Origin of the sequence: Streptococcus sp. 68, from assembly GCF_013277415.1 — a bacterium.
Lineage (GTDB): Bacteria > Bacillota > Bacilli > Lactobacillales > Streptococcaceae > Streptococcus.
In genome coordinates this window covers 131,398-152,953 of record NZ_VMMX01000010.1, presented here as the reverse complement: position 1 = coordinate 152,953, position 21,556 = coordinate 131,398, and the positions used below count along the sequence as shown (strand labels likewise).

At 41.6% G+C, this 21,556-nt stretch carries 6 protein-coding genes; 1 reads left to right on the top strand and 5 read right to left on the bottom strand.

The features are described from left to right. Positions 1–276: 276 nt before the first annotated feature. The 4 genes from HT720_RS05475 to HT720_RS05460 all read right to left on the bottom strand — a co-directional run bounded on the left by HT720_RS05475 (position 277) and on the right by HT720_RS05460 (position 7,120). Positions 277–2,157: a beta-N-acetylhexosaminidase gene (locus HT720_RS05475; protein ID WP_173274920.1), complete on the bottom strand. Its 1,881-nt coding sequence runs from the start codon at positions 2,155–2,157 to the stop codon at positions 277–279. Then, positions 2,151–3,020, bottom strand: a complete 870-nt coding sequence (locus HT720_RS05470) for an ROK family protein (RefSeq protein ID WP_173274994.1) — start codon at positions 3,018–3,020, stop codon at positions 2,151–2,153. The genes HT720_RS05475 and HT720_RS05470 overlap by 7 nt, the downstream gene beginning before the upstream one ends. An 83-nt stretch (positions 3,021–3,103) precedes the next feature. Then, entirely contained in the window at positions 3,104–5,749 is a 2,646-nt protein-coding gene (locus HT720_RS05465; protein ID WP_173274919.1) for an alpha-mannosidase, read from the bottom strand. A gap of 90 nt (positions 5,750–5,839) precedes the next feature. Next, positions 5,840–7,120, bottom strand: coding sequence for a glycoside hydrolase family 125 protein (locus HT720_RS05460; RefSeq protein ID WP_173274918.1), 1,281 nt, complete (start codon positions 7,118–7,120; stop codon positions 5,840–5,842). A 170-nt stretch (positions 7,121–7,290) separates the two neighbouring features. On the opposite strand from HT720_RS05460, the gene HT720_RS05455 reads away from it, so the two are divergent. Then, on the top strand, positions 7,291–9,387 hold the full coding sequence (locus tag HT720_RS05455; protein WP_173274917.1) for a GH92 family glycosyl hydrolase: 2,097 nt from the start codon (positions 7,291–7,293) through the stop codon (positions 9,385–9,387). Positions 9,388–9,606: 219 nt separating this feature from the next. Here the strand turns inward: HT720_RS05455 and HT720_RS05450 are convergent, their stop codons facing one another. Then, entirely contained in the window at positions 9,607–20,913 is an 11,307-nt protein-coding gene (locus tag HT720_RS05450; protein WP_173274880.1) for a DUF1542 domain-containing protein, read from the bottom strand. Between the last annotated feature and the right edge of the window lie 643 nt (positions 20,914–21,556).

The following is a 21,556-nucleotide window of genomic DNA, read 5'->3' as shown; positions in this document are numbered from 1 at the left end:
AGTGTACCACAATACCTCCAATTGCTAATCGATAGAATTGCTCTTAGGAAACATTCCCTTTCTGCTATTCTAGCATAAGTTTGTCTAACTGTGGCATTTGAAACTAGATAATTCTTCTGTTTCACGCGAAACACCCTGCGCCAAGCAAGGTGTTCTTGTATTTATACTCAATGAAAATCAAAGAGCAAACTAAGAAGCTAGCCGCAGGTTACTCAAAACACTGTTTTGAGGTTGCAGATGGAAGCTGACGTGGTTTGAAGAGATTTTCGAAGAGTATTAAGTTGTATAAATCGTTGAAGCTGTCGCAATGGTATGCCATTGGTTGGCTGTTGTAGCTGAGAAGCCCTTGTCTGCGTAGAAGTCGTTAAATGGCAGAATTTCTACTTCCAGCTCGTCGATGCGGTCAATCTGACCAGCCAGATAAGCCTCGATGCGGCTTTCTGCTCGCTTGATGCGTTGCAAGAGTCCGCCCATACGGATGTCAACTGTATCCAAGCCAAAGACCTTGTTTTCTTTCAGCCATTGGTGGCTAAAGAGGGCATGGAAGTGTTCGATCGCGCTTCTGAGTTCTGGTAATTCTTGTCTGGCGATTTCTTGCAGACTTTCTTTATCATCCGCTTGATAGACCTGACGAATACGTCGTCCCACATCCACTTTGCTATTTAAAATCTGGTTCAACTGGGCCTGAGTTTCAAAGAGGTAGGCATAGTTGCCAGCTTTTTCTTTAATGTCAGCAAGCGCCTCAGCAGCCTGAGCGAAGTGCGGTTTGTCCTGTTCAGGTGTCATGTGTCGGTCAAGGATCGGACAGAGAACATCCTGATAAAAGACATAGCGGTTAGGATTGATCCCACTGAGATTGCCTGGTAGATCTGGCAAGAGGTTGGCTAGGTCAATCTGCATGAAATCCTCAACTGATAAACCTGTATTGGTCTGAAAGTGAGCAGACAAACGGTCTAGGTCATTGCGATAGCTTAGTTCGGCCCAAATTTGCAAGCTTGGGAGAATAGAAAACTGGGCAGTTTCACCACCATTGTCTCCCCAACCAGTTACGATGACTTCTTTAATCTGATTGGCACGGCAGGCTTTATTAGCCTCGATAGCCACTAGACGGCTAAAATGGTTGTGAGGTGTAAATCCAATCCACTTCCAAGCACCTCCTGCGAAGGCAAGATCATGGCTAATCTTGTGGTGGTTGCGGAAATTGCGATTGTATTTTTCCTCGCTATCCTGATAATAGTCCCAGTAAACCAGAGTCACACGGTCTTTGAGACGGTCTAGGTAGACACGAGTTTCCTCTGGAATTTCCACATCACGGTCGTACTGGCCATCCGCTGACATAAGTTTAAAGAACATATCGCTCCACATCTGGCAGTGAAAACCATATTTGTCAGCAATATCCAGCACGCGCTCCAAGTGTTGACACATTAGGAGACTACGATCCACCACACCGTTCAATATCAAATAACGTCCCAAGCCAACCAAGTGGGCTTCGTCCATCCCGATATTGACCTTGCGAGTTTGTAGTTTAGATAGAGTAGCAAACATGCCATCAATCAGGTTATAAACCTTTTCTTCGCCAATGAGAAGAATATCCTCCACATCACGAAGCTCCTGGACTTCTTTGACACCCCATTTGACGAAGGCTGACAAGTGGGCCAAGGTCTGGATACAAGGCACAAAAGTCATGTCAAACTGCTGGGCATAGGCTTCGATTTCCTGTAATTCCTCTGCTGAATAAGCTCCACGGAAATAGCCAAAGTAAGGCTGCCCCTCAATCTGGTAAGTGTCTTCCATGTAAAGTTCAAAGGTTGAATAGCCCATGAGAGCTAAGAGTTCAATCATCTGCTTGGCAGAAGCGACATTCAGCACCGCATTGCGCGAACAGTCAGCCATATAGGCTAAATCTTCGTAAGCTGCTTGTTCCTCAATCTCTACCTTGTCACCTTCTGCTAGAGCTGTTGCCAACAAGGACAAGGCACGATAAAGTTGGTGAGGTTTGCGGTAGGTCAATTGATAGTGACCATCCTCACCCTTGATAGAGATAGAAGCTTGATCAGACTGAGTGACTAACACCTCAACATCTGGTAAAGAAATATGCTTTGTCAGCAAGTCGATAGCCTGAGTTTGTTTGGGACTAAGTCCTGTAAATCTTACCATTGATTTTCCTCCTGTAGCCAGTTGACAAGGGCACCGTAGAGATTAGCATCTGCATGATAGGTGCAGGCTTGGATAACGGGTGCGACCGTATATTCTTCGTAGGTATCGACAAAGTCTTCAACAGCTTCCTTGACACCTTGGATAAAATCTGGATTTTGACTGATAGAACCTCCCAGACTAATGACATCTGGATCAATCAGATACTGGATATTGAGCAAGCCTTGCGCCAAATTGCGGTTCATGCGCTCAATGGCTTCTTGGCAAATGGCATTCCCAGCTGCAGCTTCTTGGTAAATCTTGCGACCGTCCCAATCAGTCTGACCAGATTTTTCAATCACGTAGCGAACCATATTCCCAGTTGACGCTAGTTGCGACCAGTTGTTGAGCTTTTCAGCAGGGGCAAGGGTGGTCATGTAGCCAAATTCTCCACCCAGACCGTGGCGACCTCGATGAAGTCTGCCATTGATAATCATAGCTCCGCCAATCCCTGTTCCAATCACGACACAGGCTGCATTTTCAAGTTCTGGATGAGCCAGTAATTCACTGAGTCCAACGCAGTTGGCATCATTTTCCAGATGGACAGGAATCTGATAAGAACTAAGCGCCTCATACCAAGAAAAGCCGTGAATGTAGGGCACCGCACTGAAGCCATCAATCACACCTGTCTCTTGATTGACCGCACCTGGAACGCTCATAGCAATCCCACTGTAATCCTGATCTGACAAGCGCTGGTCTAGCCACGCTAGTAAATCCTCCAAACTTTCAGGCGTTGGAATGCTTGTCTTATCTAGTATTTTCCCATCAGGAGTCAGACTAGCAAACTTAATCCCAGTCCCTCCGATATCAATCGTTGCAATGGTCATTGTTTTTACCATAAAAAGGGGCAAATCAGCAGTTAGTTCTTACCTTTTCGCCCCTCCTTTCTTTTGATGTTTACTTTTTGAAATTAAATTTCTTCTTTTTTAATCAATTCTGTACGAATCTCTTGTGGAGCCAATAGTCCTGAATGAACTGGGTATGGTCGTTCAAGTAGGTCCAGGAAGAGATGTTGACTTTCCGGTACACGCACATTTTCACTACACATATTGTAGTAACGAAGTACATAGCCTTCTTCATTTTCAGCTACCTTAAAGGCTGTTGGACAGATTTGCGGTATGCTGAGAACAGAATGGCTCAAGAGGCTACCAGTCGCAGCCACGCTTCCTTCTTGTCTAGCAAGCTGAAGGCTGGTAAATGGTGTCTGCAAGGCTTTAGCACGACGATAGGCTGAGAAGCGTTCTTGGGCTTGGTGGCATTCAAGCGCAAACTCAACTTCAAACTCACGCAAGCATTGAGCTTCTGGTGTTGGGAAATAACCCCAGTCACCTAGCTCACCTGATGCACGCAAAATAGTCACTGCAATGGTGTCGTCTCCAAGGATTTCATATTCATTCAATCCCTTGTTGGATACAGTCACCCCTTTTTCATCGTCATACAGACTAACAAAGGCTTGTTGGTGTTGAGGATTTTCAGGATTTTCCCATGAAGCTGCTGGTTTGTTTGGTCGTGTCACCACCTCATAGATGCTTTCAGAATCATTGCTTGGACGCGTGTTGTGAGTCTTAACCAAAAGACGGATACGGTGGTCTTTGGCAGTGTTAGTAAAGCGAGTCTTGCAACGGATTTGTGGATTATCAACGAAGACAGTCATCTCTGTTTCAAGAGGAATGCTTGTCAATTCTTCTGAACGTCCAGCTTCACGCTTCATAAACTCGATGATACCTTTTTGCTCTTCTTCTAGCTTTTCATCTGCACTGACAGGCACGGTCAATTCATGTTTGAGCAAAATCTTAGCGTAGCGAGCTGTGTTTTCCAAGACCTCGTAGCCCTTAAGCTCTGCATAGATTGGCTCTGTTCCTTTTGGTTGGAAATAGATATACTCGTTTCCGATGTCACCACGGTCTTCGAAGCGGATAAAATCTTCATAGGCTTCGTGAGTTGTCTTGTCATAGACTGTGATATTGTCATCTACACTCACCGTTACAAATGGCGTATCAATCACTCCGTTTTGGTAAATGCCTTCGCGGTGTTCTTGTTCTCCTTCCAGCAATTGGAAAGTTGTCCAAGAAAGTGGCGCTAGGTGAACTGGAATGGTTACGCGCACTTGTCGAGCGATACGAGCTTGGCGAAACTTATCTTTTGGTAAATCGTACTCAAAATTAGCTCCGAGATCTTCGATTTTAGCCTCTACAGGACGCCCATCCAAGTCCTCCACACGGTAGCTTGGCAAGGTAAGAGCTGCCATCTTCTTATAGCCTTCTGTTGGATGCAATTCCTTGAAATCACAAGTCGCAACATCAATCACTGTGCTGACAGTATCAACCTTATCATGCAAACCTGTGTTAATAACCGTAAAGAGATAGTCACTTTGAGCCTTAGCTGTAGCGATTTTGCCCTTCCATTCGTTAAGAAGATTGGTCTTAACAAAGTTTCCTACCTGATTGACCTTGGCAAAACGGGTTTCCATCTCACGGTGAACTTCGTCCACGCTACAGCCACAGATGCTATCATGCGGCGCATTCTGCAAAAGTGTTTTCCAAGCATAGGTCAACTGGTCCTTGTGGTTATGACCCCCAGTGATAATCGTCAAGGGTTCTACCACTTGCTCTAGGAGGTTGCTATTTTCTTGGAAAGATTGTTTGAGATAAATACGAGATGAAGAAGTGTTGGCAAGTGTGTACCAACCATCAGTTTCCTGACTGGTCAACTCGCCTGTAACCGTTGATAACTGCTCTGGTAGAGCACCTTCCACGGCTTGGACATACTCATCAAAAGAACTATGAAGAAAGGTTACATCTGGGAAGAGTTCATTTGCCACACGAATGGCTTCACTCAAATTTTTCTGGACAGGTTGATGGTCACAGCCGTTCATCATCAACCACTGGTTGGTCGAAGCGTAGGCACGCACGTCTGCCAGTTTTTGTTTCCAGAAGGTCAAGGCCTCATCTTTATCAACTGGAATTTCATTCCCATTACTATACCAGTTGGCAAAGAGGATACCGAGGACACGACTACCATCCGCACCCTGCCAGTACATTTCTGAAAACTGGGAAGTAAACTGCTCATCTTCGAGGACTTGGTTATCAAATCCAATCGGTTTCACACCACGCCCAAAGGCTGCCACGTGAATACCTGATTTTTGAAGAATTTGAGGCGCTTGTCCCATATTTCCAAAGGTATCTGGGAAGTAACCAATCTGGGTTGATTTGCCCCATTTTGCACATTCTGCTTGACCAATCAAGGTATTGCGGACGTTGGCTTCACTTGAAATCAAGTAGTCATCTTGCAAGATGTAAAAAGGACCAATTTTAAGTTTGCCTTCGTCGATGTATCGTTGGACTTTGTCGCGATTTTCAGGGCGAATTTGCAAGTAGTCATCAAGGACAATAGTTTGTCCATCTAAATGGAAACTCTTGAACTCAGGATCATTTTCAAAAAGATCAAAGAGATTGTCAAACAATTCCACCAACTGCATACGGTGGCTTTCAAAAGGCAAGTACCACTCACGGTCCCAGTGACTATGTGAGATAATATGTACGACAACATTTTCCATGAAGTAAAACCTCATTCTAAATTAAATTTTTAATGTTTTAAATGTAAATTTGTGATTCTGACAAGAATCGGTGAAACTAAAGCGCACTCCTTAGCGGATATCCAAGTAATCCAAGACCAATTCACAGAACATCATGTTGGCCCAAGAGAACCATTCACGAGAATAGAGAGTTGGGTCGTCCACGTGGAAGCTTTCGTGCATAACACCTGTGCCCCCATCGCAAGCAACCAGCTGATCTAGCAAGAATTTCTTCTCTGCCTTATCCCTTGTTGTCAAGCCTTGGATAGACAGAGCAATGGGCCAGATATAGCGATAGAAGGTATGAGAACTTCCGAGACCGCTAGCGTATTCTCCTTGGTAGAAGTAGGGATTTTCAGGGCTCAGAATGGTACGACGAGTGGCTTGATACACTTCATCGTCAATATCGCAATAGCCCAGATAAGGCGCAGCCAACAAACTTGGTACGTTTGGATCATCCATGATGCTGGCATTTCCTAGACCATCCACTTCGAAGGCATAAATCTTTTCGCCCTTGCTGTTGCTTGTATAGGCGTAATTTTCGATTCCTTCTTGGATTTCAGCACGAAGACGCTTAGCATCAGCAATAATGCTCTCGCTATCAGCTAGTTTTAATGCTGCAAAGATTTCTTGCACATAACCCAAGACTACTACAGCAAACATATTGGACGGAATCAAGTAACTATACTGACAGCAATCATCACTCGGACGAAAGGCTGACCAAGTCATACCTGTCACTGCAAAATCAGGTCCAAAGCCATCATTTACCAGTGTATCTTCCTTACGATCGGTATCTCGGACAAAACGATAAGGAGAGTTCTTGTGGTCTTGTTCCATTGTCCAAAGATGGAGAATTTCCTTAGTCGCTGCGACAAAAGTCTCATCAAACTGACTAGTCTCGTCAGTCTCTTTCCAGAGGAGATAAGCCAGCTGCAAAGGATAGCAAAGCGAGTCCACCTCATACTTGCGTTCCCAAATCCAGCCATTAAGGTCTGTATGGTCAGTCTCGTGGTGCCCCTTCCAGTTTTCCTCAATGTTGAAGGAATTGGCATAAGGATCCTTGAGTATCAAGGTCATCTGACGTTTGACCAAACCTGCAATGGTCTGACGCAGGAGGGCATCTCTTTTAGCCACATGCAAGTAGGGTCTGAGTTGAGCTGTCGAATCCCGAAGCCACATAGCAGGAATATCACCAGTCAAAACAAAAGTTGAACCATCTTCTAGGATTTCAACCGTATTATCCAAGGTGTCGGTGTAGCAACGCTCAAAAACATCCACCCACTCTGGATGGTCCTTAGCCCGCTCTGCCACTTCATCTAGCCATTCTCTAACAATTTCTTTTGAATAAATCATCGTGCAGTATCCTCTTTCAAACAAGTTTCATTTTCAGTATATAGCTTTTGAGACAGAAAATACATACACAAATGATAGTCATTTTTCTACAAAATAGTTATCTTTGAAACTCCTTTTCTAAAGGTTATCTTTTTCTGATATAATGTAGAAAAACAGCTAAAGGAAAGACTATGAAACCACTACTTGAAACCATCGATACCCGCTTTGGAACTGCCAGCAAGCATGCCTTTTCTCGGGGAAATACCCTGCCATACACAGGCGTGCCTTTTGGGATGAATTACTTTGTGCCCCAGACCAGTGACCAGGAGGGAGCTTGGTTTTTCGATCCACATCTACCTATCTTTCAGGGGATTCGTTTAACCCACCAGCCCAGTCCTTGGATTGGCGACTACTCTTGGCTCCTTCTGACACCTGTCACCGGTCAACTGGGTGGAGACAGCCTCTTCCATCATCAGTCTTCCTATGATATGGATAAGGCCTCTTTCCAACCTCATTATCTGAAGATTTTCTCCCTGCGCTATCAGATTGAAAGCCAGCTCACACCGACTTGCTACGGTGCTTCTATTCGTTTGGAACAAAAGCAAGGCAAAGCCCTCTCCCTCTATCTTCACGCAGCAGATGAACTGACCGTGGAGCAAGTAGATAAGCGAACTCTTGCCCTGCGACAAGAAGGTAAAACTGAAACCAACAAAAATCCACTAACGATGTTCACTGCCCTGCAAATGAACACGGATATTCTTGCTATCAGCCAAGAAGGTGGTGACTGGCGAATTGACCTGGCAGATAGTCATGCTGAAATTCAGCTAGCGACTTCTTTCATCTCTCACTCTCAGGCTCTGCTTAATCTACCTCAAGAAGATTTTGATAACTGTAAAACAAATGCCCAAGCGGATTGGAAAAATCTCCTCCATCGTTTTGACGTTATAGAGACAGGAGAGACTGACCGAACCTTCTTTGACCACTGTCTCTACAGACTCTTCCTCTTTCCTCAGACTTTTTATGAGGTTGATGAATCAGGGCAAGCCATCCATATGGATCTGGCTACTGGAACTGTCAAGCCTGGTGTCCTCTTTAGCAACAATGGTTTCTGGGATACCTTCCGCACCACCTTCCCCCTCTTTGCCCTTATCATACCAGAGTATTATCGTTTCTTTTTAGAAGGTTTTCTCAATAGCTACCGCGATACTGGTTTCCTTCCAAAATGGCTGGCTCCAGATGAACGGGGTATGATGCCAGGTACCCTTTTAGACGGCATTATCGCAGATAGCGCCTGCAAGGACATGGCCCCCGACCTAGAAGTAGAACTCTTCCAAGCCATGCTCGAAACAGCCAACAAGTCCGACCCTCTCGGTATCAATGGTCGTCACGGACTAGCCCAATACCAAGAACTTGGCTACCTCTCTACCGACCACCACGAAAGCGTCAGCCACACTCTTGACTATGCCTATAGCGACTTTTGTATCGCCAGCTGTGCCAAAAAACTTGGTCAGAATGACATCGCTGAAACCTACAAGACTGCTTCACAAAATTACCGCCATCTATTTGATGCTGAGACAGGTTACATACGAGCACGAGACAATCGAGGCAACTTTCGCCCTGACTTCTCTCCTTATAGTTGGGGACGTGATTATGCCGAATGTTCAGCCATCCAAGCAACTTTAGGCGTTCTCCACGACATCCCAGGCTTGATTCAGCTTATGGGTGGAAAAGAAGCCTTAAGCAACTATCTTTTGAAAGCCTGTCAAGATGCTCCCCTCTTTGAGACAACAGGCTATGGTTACGAGATTCACGAAATGAGCGAAATGGCTACTGCTCCTTTTGGACAACTCGCTATTTCCAACCAGCCTAGTTTCCACATTCCTTATCTCTTCCGCTACAGCAATTACCCTGACTACACTGCCCTTCTTATCAAGACCTTACGTCAGAAAGCCTTTCACCCAAGTTGGCAAGCCTATCCTGGAGATGAAGACAATGGCAGTCTCTCCGCTTGGTACATCTGGTCAGCTCTCGGATTTTATCCTACCTGTCCAGGAAAACTAAGCTATGATCTCGGAATCCCTCTCTTTGACCACCTCCGAGTCTACCTGGCTAAAGAAGATAAATGGCTAGATATTCATACTGAGCAAAACCACAGCCACTTCAACTTTGTCAAAGAATGCCGACTGGACAAAAACCTAGTATCAACTATTCAACACCAAGACCTCCTAAAAGCTGAGCAACTAACCTTTACACTTAGCTGGTTGCCAAGTCACTCATCCACTTCCTGAAATGCAAAAATCTCCTAGCAGACTTTCCTGCTAGGAGATTTTCTTATGAGAGGTACTTGTTTGATACTCAATGAAAATCAAAGAGCAAACTAGGAAGCTAGCCGTAGACTGTACTTGAGTACGTCAAGGCGAAGCTAACGCGGTTTGAATTTGATTTTCGAAGAGTTTAAGCTTTGAAAATCGGATTTATTATTCGATAATTATCAAACAATCTACCAATTAAGCTTCTTCGTCTTCTTTACGACGACGGCCTGCAAGACCAAGACCAAGTAAGGCACTTGCGGCAGCTGCTACCATAGCTACAGTAGAATCTGCTGTACCTGTATTTGGCAATTCTTTAGCTGCTTTACGCGCGTTTGCTGCTGCTTGGTTGGCATTCGCTGCTTGAGCAGTAGCTGGAGCTACATCTGATGTTTGAGCAGCTTGGTCCTTAGCTGGGCTTGTAGGGTCAGTTGATGGAGCCACTTTCGCCATAAAGTCTTCGATACGTTTCACCATTGCATCCACTTCATCTTGGCTTGCTTTCGGATCTGCAAATACTTTCTTAGCGTCTGCCAATAAGTCAGTCGCTTCTTTTGCAGTTTCTGCATCAAGCTTAGCTGATTCTTGGATGAACAATTCATCTAATTGATGGATAGCACCTTCCAACTTCGCTTTATCCACTTTTGCGTCAGTGTTAGTAGCTCCGTTATTACCAGAAGTTCCGTTACCGTTACCACTGTTATTGCCTCCACCATTTGATGGTACATATGGACGTTGTTTGAACGCATCATCTCTTGGAATTGCTAATACTTGACCTTCTTTGGTTACAATCGTTACATTTCCTTCTTCGTCAATGTTAACCACTAAATCAGTCTTACCATCTTTAGTAACTTTCATATTACCATCTTTGTCGATTGTAATTGTTACGTTAGAATCTTTAGATGTGTAAACTGTGTTTCCATCTTTATCTGTTGATTTAATGTAAGCATCAAGATCAAATTCTTCTACATCAGTGATAGCACCTAGAACTTTGAATTGGAATTTCGCTTTTTCTGCAGGAGTAATATTAGCAAGGTTTGCTACCGTTACTTTACTCAAGTCGAAATCAAGATTATTACCACCGTTTTTAGCTTTCGCTTCTTCTGCATTCTTCACTAGTTGTTCTTTAGAAATTGTTGCTGTAGAACCGTCTGGCATTGTGACTGTCGCGTTTCCTTTACCGTCCACTACCACAGTTGATCCTGGGTTGACTGCTTCAATTGCTTTCTTAACAGCTGCTTTTTCAGTATCTGTTAAGCTATCTTTGTTTCCAACTAATGTACGGATAGCTGGTGTTTTCACTTTAGCAGTCTTAGCTTCGTCAGCAAATTTTTCTGCTGGGATGACTAAGTCTGAAGCTGGGATGTTAAGAACTGTTCCGTCACCTTTGGTTACTGTTGCGTTTCCTTTATCGTCTACGACTACAGTTGAATCTGGGTTGACTGCTTCAACAGCTTTCTTAACAGCTTCTTTCTCTTTGTCTGTAAGTTTAGTTGAATCTGCTACTACAGTCTTAGCTGCTGGTGTGTTCGCATCGTTACCACCATTAGCTTTATTAGCATCGTCTTCTACTTTAACTAAGTCTGTTGATGGGATAACTGAAACATTACCATCTTTCACTACTGTTGCATTTCCTTTTTCGTCTACTACAACAGTTGCGCCTGGATTTGCTGCTTTAACTTTATCTTCGATGGCTTTCTTCTCAGCTTCAGTTAAGGCATTTGGATTTGCGACTTTTGTCTTAGAGGCTGGTGTAACTGCATTGTCTTTAGCTTTTCCATCGTTCACATCTTTTTCAGATTTTGTTAAATCTGATGCTGGGATAACTGCTGTATTTCCGTTTGGAAGAGTTACTGTCGCATTTCCTTGGTCGTCTACGACTACAGTTGAACCTGGATTGACGGCTGCTACTTTAGCTGCAATTGCATCTTTCTCATCTTGTGTTAATGAGTCTGGATTTGCAACTTTTGTCTTAGAAGCTGGTTTAACAATGTCATTTCCTGCGTTTGGTGCTTTTTCTGCATCTGCATTCTTCGTTAAGTCTGCCGCTGGAATGACCGCTGTCTTACCTTCTGGTGTTGTTACTGTTGCGTTTCCTTGGTCATCCACTACAACTTCAGCACCTGGATTTACTGCTTTAACTTTAGCAACAATTGCATCTTTTTCGTCTTTTGTTAACGATTCTGGATTTGCTACTACAGTTTTATCTGCTGGTTTAACGATGTCATTTCCTGCGTTTGGTTTAGCTGCGTCTGCTGCTGATTTAGTTAAGTCCGCTGCTGGAATTACAACTGGTTTTCCATCTTTAGGTGTAACTGTTGCATTTCCTTGGTCGTCTACTACTACAGTCGCATCTGAATTTACTGCTTTAACTTTAGCAACAATTGCATCTTTCTCATCTTGTGTTAATGAGTCTGGATTTGCTACTACAGTCTTATCGGCTGGTTTAACTACGTCGTTTCCTGCGTTTGGCTCTTTAGCTGAATCTGCTGTCTTAGTTAAATCTTTCGCTGGAATGACTGCTACTTTACCATCTTTAGTTGTTACTGTTGCGTTTCCTTTGTCGTCTACTGCTACAGTTGCACCTGGATTTACAGCTTTAACTTTGTCTTCGATTGCTTTCTTAGATGCTTCTAAGTCATTTGGATCCAAGACTGTCTTATCGGCTGGTGTGTTGACATCGTTTCCTGCGTTTGGCTTAGCTACGTCTGCTGCTGTTTTCACTAAATCTTTCGCTGGGATAACCACGGTCTTACCATCTTTAGTTGTTACTGTTGCATTTCCTTGGTCATCAACAACTACAGTTTTAGCTTCTGGATTTACTTCTGCTACTTTAGTTGCGATTGCATCTTGCTCGTCTTTTGTTAATGATTCTGGATCTTCTACAACTGTCTTGTCAGCTGGTTTAACTACGTCGTTTCCTGCGTTTGGTTCTTTAGCTGAATCTGCTGTCTTAGTTAATGCCGCCGCTGGAATGACCGCTGTCTTACCATTCACTGTTACTGTTGCGTTTCCTTTGTCGTCTACTGCTACAGTTGCACCAGGGTTAACTTCTGCTACTTTAGCTGCGATTGCTTTTTTATCATCTTCTGTTAATGGTTTAGTAGAATCAACCGCTACTTTATCAGCTGGTGTGTTGACATTGTTTCCTGCATTTGGTTTCGCTGCTTCTTCTGCTGATTTCACTAAATCAGCTGCTGGAATTGTTGCAACTTCTCCATCTTTAGTTGTTACCGTTGCATTTCCTTTATCGTCAAATGCCACCTTAGCTTCTGGATTTACCGCTTTGATTGCTTCTGTAATCTTAGCTTTATCTTGGTCTGATAAATGATCTGGATCACTTACAACTACTTTATCAGCTGGTGTGTTAACTTTGTTTCCTGCATTTGGTTGTTTAGCTTCTTCTGGACTTGTTACTAAATCTGCCGCTGGAATTGTTGCTGTTTCCGTATTACCATCTTTATCTTCTATAGTTACCGTTGCATTTCCTTTATCATCTACGAAGATCGCTTTTGCATCTGGATTAACTTCTTTAATCTTAGCTTCAATCGCTTTTTTCTCTTCTTGAGATAATGGTTTAGTTGGATCAGCTACTACTACTTTATCAGCTGGTTTGTTAATGTTATTTCCAGCTTTTGCATTTTTAGCTTCTTCTGCAGTTTTCACTAAATCTTTTGCTGGAATTACAAAGCTTCTACCATCTTCTGTAGTTATCGTTGCATTTCCATTGTCATCAACAACAACCGTTGAACCTGGGTTCACTTCCTCAACAGCTTTCTTAATAGCTTCTTTATCCACGTTAGCTGGATCTGTTACTAATACCTTATCAACAGGTTTCTTAATTAAATCTTGTTTCTCAGGTTTTAATAGATCTGCTTTTGGTTTCGCTAAAGCTTCTACAGGGATTGTTGCGATGTCTCCATTTGCATTCTTAACAGTCGCATTTCCTTTTGCGTCAAATACTACTGTTGCTCCTGGGTTAACTTCTAAAATGTTTTTCTCAATTTCTTGAATATCTTCCGCTGTTAATTTATCTCTATCTTTCACTAACACTCTGTCTGCTGGTGAATTGATTTTATTTCCTGCATTCACTTTATCTTTATCAGCGTCAGTCTTCGTTAAATCAGCTACTGGAATTGTTGCAGTTTTACCTTCTGGTGTTGTTACTGTCGCATTTCCTTTGTCATCTACGAATACTGTTGCTCCTGGATTTATACGTTGAACTTTAGCAGCGATTTTCGCTTTAACATCATCCGTAATTTGTCCATCTTTAACAAACACTCGATCTGCTGGTTTGTTGATAAGGTTACCTGCTTTTGCATCGCTTAATACTTCATCATTAGTTTTCACTAAATCATCCGCTGCGATTACAGCTGTCTTACCATCTTTAGTTGTTACTGTCGCATTTCCTTTTTCATCAACTACTACAGTTGCATCTGGGTTAACTTCTGCAACTTTAGCTTTAATAGCATCTAAATCTGCTTTAGTTAAGGCATCTTTATCAGCAACTACTGTTTGATCGATAGGTTTCTTAACCGCATCTTGTTTCGCTGCATTTTCCAAGTCTTCTTTAGCATTTGATTTCACTAAATCACTTACAGGGATTGTTGCTGTAGCTGTAGTACCGTCTTGATTTGCTACTGTTACTGTTGCATTTCCTGCTTCGTCGAATACAACTTTAGTCCCTTCAGGGTTTACCGCTTGAATCGCTGCAGTAATCTTAGCTTTTTCAGCATCAGTTAATTCAGCTGGATTTGCTACTACTGTTCTTTCAGCTGGAGTATTTACTTTGTTTCCTGCTGATGGAGTTTCTTTAGCTGCTGGATCTTTCAATAAGTCTTCAACTGGGATTGTTGCTGTCTTACCGTCTGGTGTTGTGACTGTTGCGTTTCCTTTGTCGTCAACGAATACAGTTGCACCTGGGTTTACTGCTTCAACCGCTTTTTGGATTTTAGCTTTAACTTCATCTTTCTTATCTCCAGTTAAATCTGCTGGTGTTGCTGAAACTTTATCCGCTGGTTTGTTGATGTTATTCCCTGCATTTGGACCATCAACTTCTTGGGCAGTTTTCACTAGGTCAGATGCTGGGATTACTTCAGTTTTACCTTCTGGTGTTGTGACTGTTGCATTTCCTTTTTCATCTACAACTACTGTTGTATTTTCTGGATTTACTTTTTCTACAGCTGCTTTGATTGCATCTTTTTCAGCTTGAGTTAATTTACCTGCTTTCTTAACAAGTGTTTTATCTGCTGGTTTCTTAACTGCATCTTGCTTGTCTGGGTTCCTTAAGTCAGCTGCATCTTTTGCTAAATCAGATGCTGGAATTGTTGCCACAGCTCCATCTTTCGTTGTTACTGTTGCGTTTCCTTTTTCGTCAAATGCAACTGTTGCACCTGGGTTAACTTTCAGGATTTCTGCTTTGATCTTATCTTCATCAGCCTTGATATTAGCAGGATCTGTTACAACAACCTTAGTTGCTGGAGTGTTTACTTTGTTTCCTGCATTTACTTCATCTTTAGCTGCTGGATCTTTTACTAAGTCTTCAACAGGAATTGTTGCTGTTTTACCATCTGGAGTAGATACTGTTGCATTTCCTTTGTCGTCAACGAATACTTTAGCATCTGGGTTAACTGCTTTAACTTTAGCTTCGATTGCTTTAATGTCTTCAGGAGTTAACGCATCTTTGTTTGCAGGTACTTTATCAGCTGGTTTGTTTACGTTGTTTCCTGCTTTAGCATCTTTAGCTTCTTCTGGAGATTTCACTAAGTCAGTTACTGGAATTGTTGCTGTTTGTCCATCTGGTGTAACTACAGTTGCGTTTCCTTTGTCGTCTACTACTACTGTTGCACCTGGGTTTACTGCTTGAACTTTAGCTTTGATTGCTTCAATATTTTCAGGAGTTAAGGCATCTTTATCAGCAACTACTTTGTCTGCTGGTTTGTTGATGTTGTTTCCTGCTTTAGCAGTTTCTTTGTCAGCTTCTTTCTTCACTAAGTCAGCTTTTGGAATAACGACAGTTTTACCTTCTGGTGTTGTTACTGTTGCGTTTCCTTTGTCATCAACTACTACAGTAGAATCTGGATTTACTGCTTCTACAGCTGCTTTAATAGCATCTTTAGCGGCACTTAAATCTGCATTTGGATCATCTACTAAAGCTGGATCCACTACTACTTTGTCTGCTGGTTTGTTGACAGCATCTTGTTTCGCTGGATCCGCTAAGTCAGCTTTAGCTTTTACTAAATCGCTCGCTGGGATTGTTGCCACAGCTCCGTCTTTCGTTGTTACTGTTGCATTTCCTTTTTCATCTACAACAACTGTTGCATCTGGATTTACTGCTTGAATTTTAGCTTTAATAGCGTCTGTAACTTCTTGTGGTAATGGTGCATCTGTACTGTCCACCACTACTCTATCAGCTGGAGTGTTTACTTGGTTTCCACCGTTAACATTCTCTTTATCCGCATCTGATTTGACTAAATCTGCCACTGGAATTGTTGCAGTTTTACCATCTTTAGTTGTTACAGTCGCATTTCCTTGGTCATCGACTACTACTGTAGCATCTGGGTTCACTGCTTCAACTGCTGCTTTAATTCTAGCAAGTTCAGGGTCTGTTAATTGCGTACTATCAGCAACACGTACTCTGTCAGCTGGGTTGTTGATGTTGTTACCAGCTTTGGCAGTTGATGTTTCATTAGGTTTTTTAATTAAATCATCTGCGTCAATAACTGCTGTTTTACCTGCTGGTGTTGTTACAACTGCATTTCCTTGGTCGTCTACTACTACAACTGCACCTGGGTTTACTGCTTCTACTTTCGCCTTAATCACGTCTTTTACTTTAGTACGTTCTTCTGGGCTTAATGCTGCAATATCTTCTACAACTGTTTGAGCATTCGGTTTATTGATGTCATCTCCACCGTTTGCTTTCTTAGCGTCTTCTTCTGTCTTGAATAAGTCACCTGCTGGAATTGTCGCAATTGTTCCGTCTTTAAGAACTACTGTTGCATTTCCTTCATCGTCATATTTAACAGCTTTAACTTTTTCGTCGCCACCATTTAATTTTTTCAGTTTTTCAGTTACTTCAGCTTGTGCTGCCGGGTCTGTCGCTAGTCCAACTTTTTTATCTGCTGGCTTACGAACACCTGCATTACCTGAATCAGGATTTGCTGCATCAGCTAAAGTACGCACCAATTCTTTGGCTGTAAATCCTGCTGTATTTCCTTCTGGTGTTGAAACCGTTACTGTACCATTGTCATCAATTGTCACAACAGCATTAGGATTTACTTCACGAACAGCTTTTTTGATGTTTTCTTTATCTGCATCTGTCAAACTTTCAGGATTTCCAACAATCACTTTATCCGTTGGACGGTTGATGTTGTTGCCACCACCTGCAGTATCTAAAGCATTTACATCTTTTGTTAGGTCTGTTTGTTTTAATGTTTCAGGTGCTTGCTTCCCTGGTAAGGTTACTTCAGCACTTCCATCATCCTTAACAACTACCGTCGTTCCAGGAGGGTTTACTGCTTTAATAGCATCTTCTAGTTTTTTCCGTTCATCCTCATTTAAGGCTGTTGGATTTTCAGCAATTACCTTGTTCGCTGGTAAACGAGCAGAGTTGATGGCTTTAATCGCTGCTTCTGCTGATTTCTTAGCGTTATCAACATCGGCATTTTTCTTAGCACCATCGATTGCCTCTTCCGAAGCTTTCTTAACAGCATCTACCTCAGCTTGAAGTTTTGCTCTAGCTTCTTCAGTCAAGGCTGCGTCTTGAGCAATTTCTTGCTTTTTAGCAGCGGCTGTAGTTTCTACCGCTGTTTTAGCTGCTGGTTTTTTAGCAGCAGGTTTAGTAACACCCTCTACCTGTGTTTTTCCAGTATCGCCTGCTGTATCGATTTTACCTTGCTCTTGTGTAGCTGCTTCAGGCGTTTCTGCATTATCATTTTTATCCTTAATTTCAGCTTTCTTAGCATCAGCAAGTTTTTTAGCTTCTGCCTTCGCTTCTGCCTTTTCTTCCTCTGTTAGGTCCGTGCGGGCATCCATTTCTGCTTCTTTAGCTTTTAAAGCTTCATCGATTTTGTCTAATGCTGCTTGTTTACCGATTGGGTTGATTTTAGCAACTTCTTTGGTTCCTTCAGCTTGTTTTTCATTTACAGTAGTTTGAGCTGCTGTTGCCGCAGCTGCTGTTTCTGCTGTTGCTGGTTGTTTTTCGATTTCAGCAAGGGCGGCGGCTGCCTTGTCTTCAGCATCTTTTTTAGCTTTTTCCTTCTCGGCTTGTGTTAAGCTATCATTGTTCGCAATAGCATCCTTCTTAGCTTCCAAAGTCTTAGCGATTTCTTCTTTAGCTTTTTCTTTACCGATTGGATTTACTTTCGCTACAGCACCAGTACCTTCATCTTTACCTGCAGTTATATCTGCTGCATTTGTTGCGTCATCGATTTTTTCTAACGCTGCTGCTTTATCTTTTTCTACATCAGCAATAGCTTTATCTTTTTCAGCTTGTGATAAGTTATCATTACCATTGATAGCTGCGATTTGATCTGTTGCTTTGTTAGTAACTGCATCGATTGCTGGTTGTTTATCTAATTTCACAACTTTATCGACAGGGATAGTATCTTTAGAACCATCTTGGTAAGTTACTACTAAGTTTTCACCGTCTTGAACAAGATCTCTTACAACCTTCTTAGCATTTTCTGCTTCGACTGCTTTTCCTTTTTTATCTTCTAAGTTCTTATCTTCATTTTTCTTAGAGTATTCTAATGGAAGACTTTCTTTAATCTTAGCTAATTCAGCCTCTGGAATATGAGCGATATCTGTTACCACTGTCTTATCAGCATCAGCTACTTCTCTAATGTCATATTTTTTCGTTTGAGATTTTAATACGATACTGAATGAACCTGGGTCAGTTGCATATGAAGAACCTTTAGCAACATTATGGATTTCTTTACCATCTGTGTCAGTTGCTGTTGCGTAACGAGTGACTAAACGATATTCATCATTATCACCTTTAGGGAATTTAGCCGCGTCAAGTTTAGGTGTCTCTTTCGTTACCTTACCACCAATTTTCACAATTGCAGGATTTTCAGCTGTCGCTACTGTTTCTGCAGTAATTGGCGTTAAAGTCATATCATATTCGTTATCTAAAACTGCAGGATTCGCAGTTGCACTTAAATCATTGTTTCCACCTTTTTTAACTGTTGCAGATTTAATCTTACCTAAATCATCTGTATATTTAATATCGATATTGATATCTTCATTAGCATAAATATAGACATCTTTTTTACCATTTGCAGTTGTAGAGTAAGGGATTGTTACTTCTGGAGCATTGTTCGTACGTGCAAAATCAGTCAATGGTCTAGTGTCTGTTGAACCATCTTTATAGGTTACAACTACATTGTTATCAACTTTTTTAATGCTTGTGATACGGTCTGCTTGATTTTCTACAGCTTGACCTTTTTTATCAGCTAGACGAGCATCGATGTTATTTTTAGAGTATTCAATCTTAATCTTATCTTTGATTTTATTAAATTCTGCTTCACTCACATCTGACGCGTCATCCACTGCTACTTTATCAGCTTCTGCTGGTGTTTGGATGTCATACTTTTGAGTTTGAGGTTTAAGCATAACTCTAAGTGACATGTTATTAGCAGTTTCTTTTCCAGACCCTACAAATTCTTTTCCTTCAGAATCGACTACTTTTAAGTAACGCCATCCTAAAGCTACGCCTGGAGGGTTCTCTCCTTTGGTTGCAGCCTCTAATTTAGCTTGTGTAAATGACCCTTCTGGAGCTGGGGTACCTGAGTATGTAATAACTGCTGGCTTAGCTTCTGTGGCTGTTGTTTCAGAAGAAATAACATTAGCTGTATATCCATATTGTGTATTGACTTTATCTGTTTCACCTGCTACAGGTTTAAACGGATTACTTCCCCATTGTAATAAAGTCGCACTTTTAATCTTATCCGCATCGTCTTTAATTTTGATGTCGAATGAGTTTTCTTCTGCTCCATACACATAGATTTCTCTTTTTGGTGCATCAGAGAATGGGAACTCTACTGTCGGATCTAGATCTGTACGTGCCACATCAGAAATTGAAGCTGTGTCTGTTGAATCATCGTTATAGGTTACAGTGATAGTTTGTCCATTTACGTCAATACTTTTCACTACAGAAGCTTGATTATCTAAATCTTGACCTTTTTTAGATTCAAATCTAGCATCTTGGCTTGTTTTAGAATATCCAATTTTGATTTGGTCTTTAATTTTCTGAATATCAGTTTCCGTTAAGTTGTTAATATCTGAAACAGCAATTTTATTCGCATTGTTTTCTGGTTGTTGGATGTTGTATTTATATGTTTGAGGTTTAACGACAACATAAAGAGCGCCTGGTTTGTCATCTCTTTCATCTATCGCTCTTAAACCATTCCCTGCTTTATCTGTCGCCTTAACATAACGCCAACCTAGATTTAATCCTGTAGTTCTAGCATCTTCTAATTGTTTTTGATTTAATGTACCACCAGGAAGACCTGTATAATGAATAACAGCTGGATTAGACTCACTCGCTGGAGTTTCTGTTGAAAAGACATTTGCTTTATAACCAAATTCCACGTCAAGTATATCTGTTTCACCTGAAACAGCAGTAAATGGCTGATTACCTCCTCGTACAATAGTGGCATTTGCAACAACTCCAGAATTATCTTTGATTTTTATATCAAACCCTTCTGATTCTCCACCATATACATATACATTCCTACCCTCGGAATATGGTATTTCTGCCACTGGACCTTCCGTATCAGTCGCTTCTGTTCTAAACGGATTATCTTTACTAATCTCTTTCTCATTACGTGGGTCGTTTGAACCTGTGTTTTCGATTGCGTTAGATTCTGATTTTTTCTCAGTGTTTTCGGCTTTTTTACCTACAGTTGGTTGTCCGTTAGTAGTGTCTACTTTCGGAGCGTCTTTTGAATCTTTTGGTTTGTTTTTTAACCCTGAACTAACAAACGTCACTAGTTTCTGATAAGCCTTTGTCAATTCATCTTGACTAGTTGCAGAAGCGAGTGTAGACTCAGCAGAAGCCAATTCACCATTCAAAAGAGCAAGGCTCTCCTCTGTTTTATTAGCATACTTACCTGCAGAAAGTTTTGATTTAACTTCTGAAATGTAGTTTTCAAGTTGCTTTTTGTCCAAAGCTGGAGTTGTTACTTCTGGTGCAGCTGGTTTTGCTGGTTCTTCTACAACTGGTTGTGCTGCTGGAGTTGATGGGGCATCAGAAGCTGGTGCTACTACCGAAGCACTTTCTGCTTCTTGTGGTCCCTCATGTTCAGAGGCTAGCCCTGGAGCTGCTAGAGATGTCTCTTGTTTGCTTAGCTCATTAGCTGATACAGCTCCATTTCCCAAGAACATGAACAGGGCAGCAACTGCTACACTGGCTGCTCCAAAACTATATTTACGGATTGAGTAACGTGTGACCTTTTCACGGTGCAAGCGTTCAACACGACTCATAGGCGATTTTTTCTCCACTTATTGTGTTCTCCTTAAAAATATTTTTTTATGTCCATATCTACATGCAAAGATTCCTCGCCATGGGCGAGGTTTTGCATATGATACTTTACTTCTTCATTGTACATGATAAGTGATATATATGCAAACTAAATGCTCATCAAATTTACTAAAAAAAAAAAACATTTTCAGACAATTTTCACAATTTGTTCGTTTTTATAACCAAAATTATGAATTTTTTAACTTTAAAATCAGGAAAATATTTTGGTTTTCTGCATGTTATTATATTGTGTTAAAACCTGAAATTCGGAAATGAATTTGGATAAAATCTTTTTATTTTGAAAAGCAGATAACTTTGATACCTAAAAGGAACTATTCTACTATTTTTAAACAAAACATTCGTAAAATAAATATACAAAAATTTTTAGGTTTTTAGCTTTTTTTCTTCCAAAAAAGAGAACCTATCAGTTAAATGCCCAGATTCTCTAATAGCTTTCTAGCAGAGCCCAACAGAACCAGACCCTATCTCTCATATGCACTATTCTCTTAAAATTCAAAGGCTAAACACGCCAGAGGCGCCTCACCGTAGAAATATGATTGACTTCCACATCCTAATTACGACCTAAAAGTGTTAGCAGTCTCTTGATCGTCTGCCTGTTGCAAC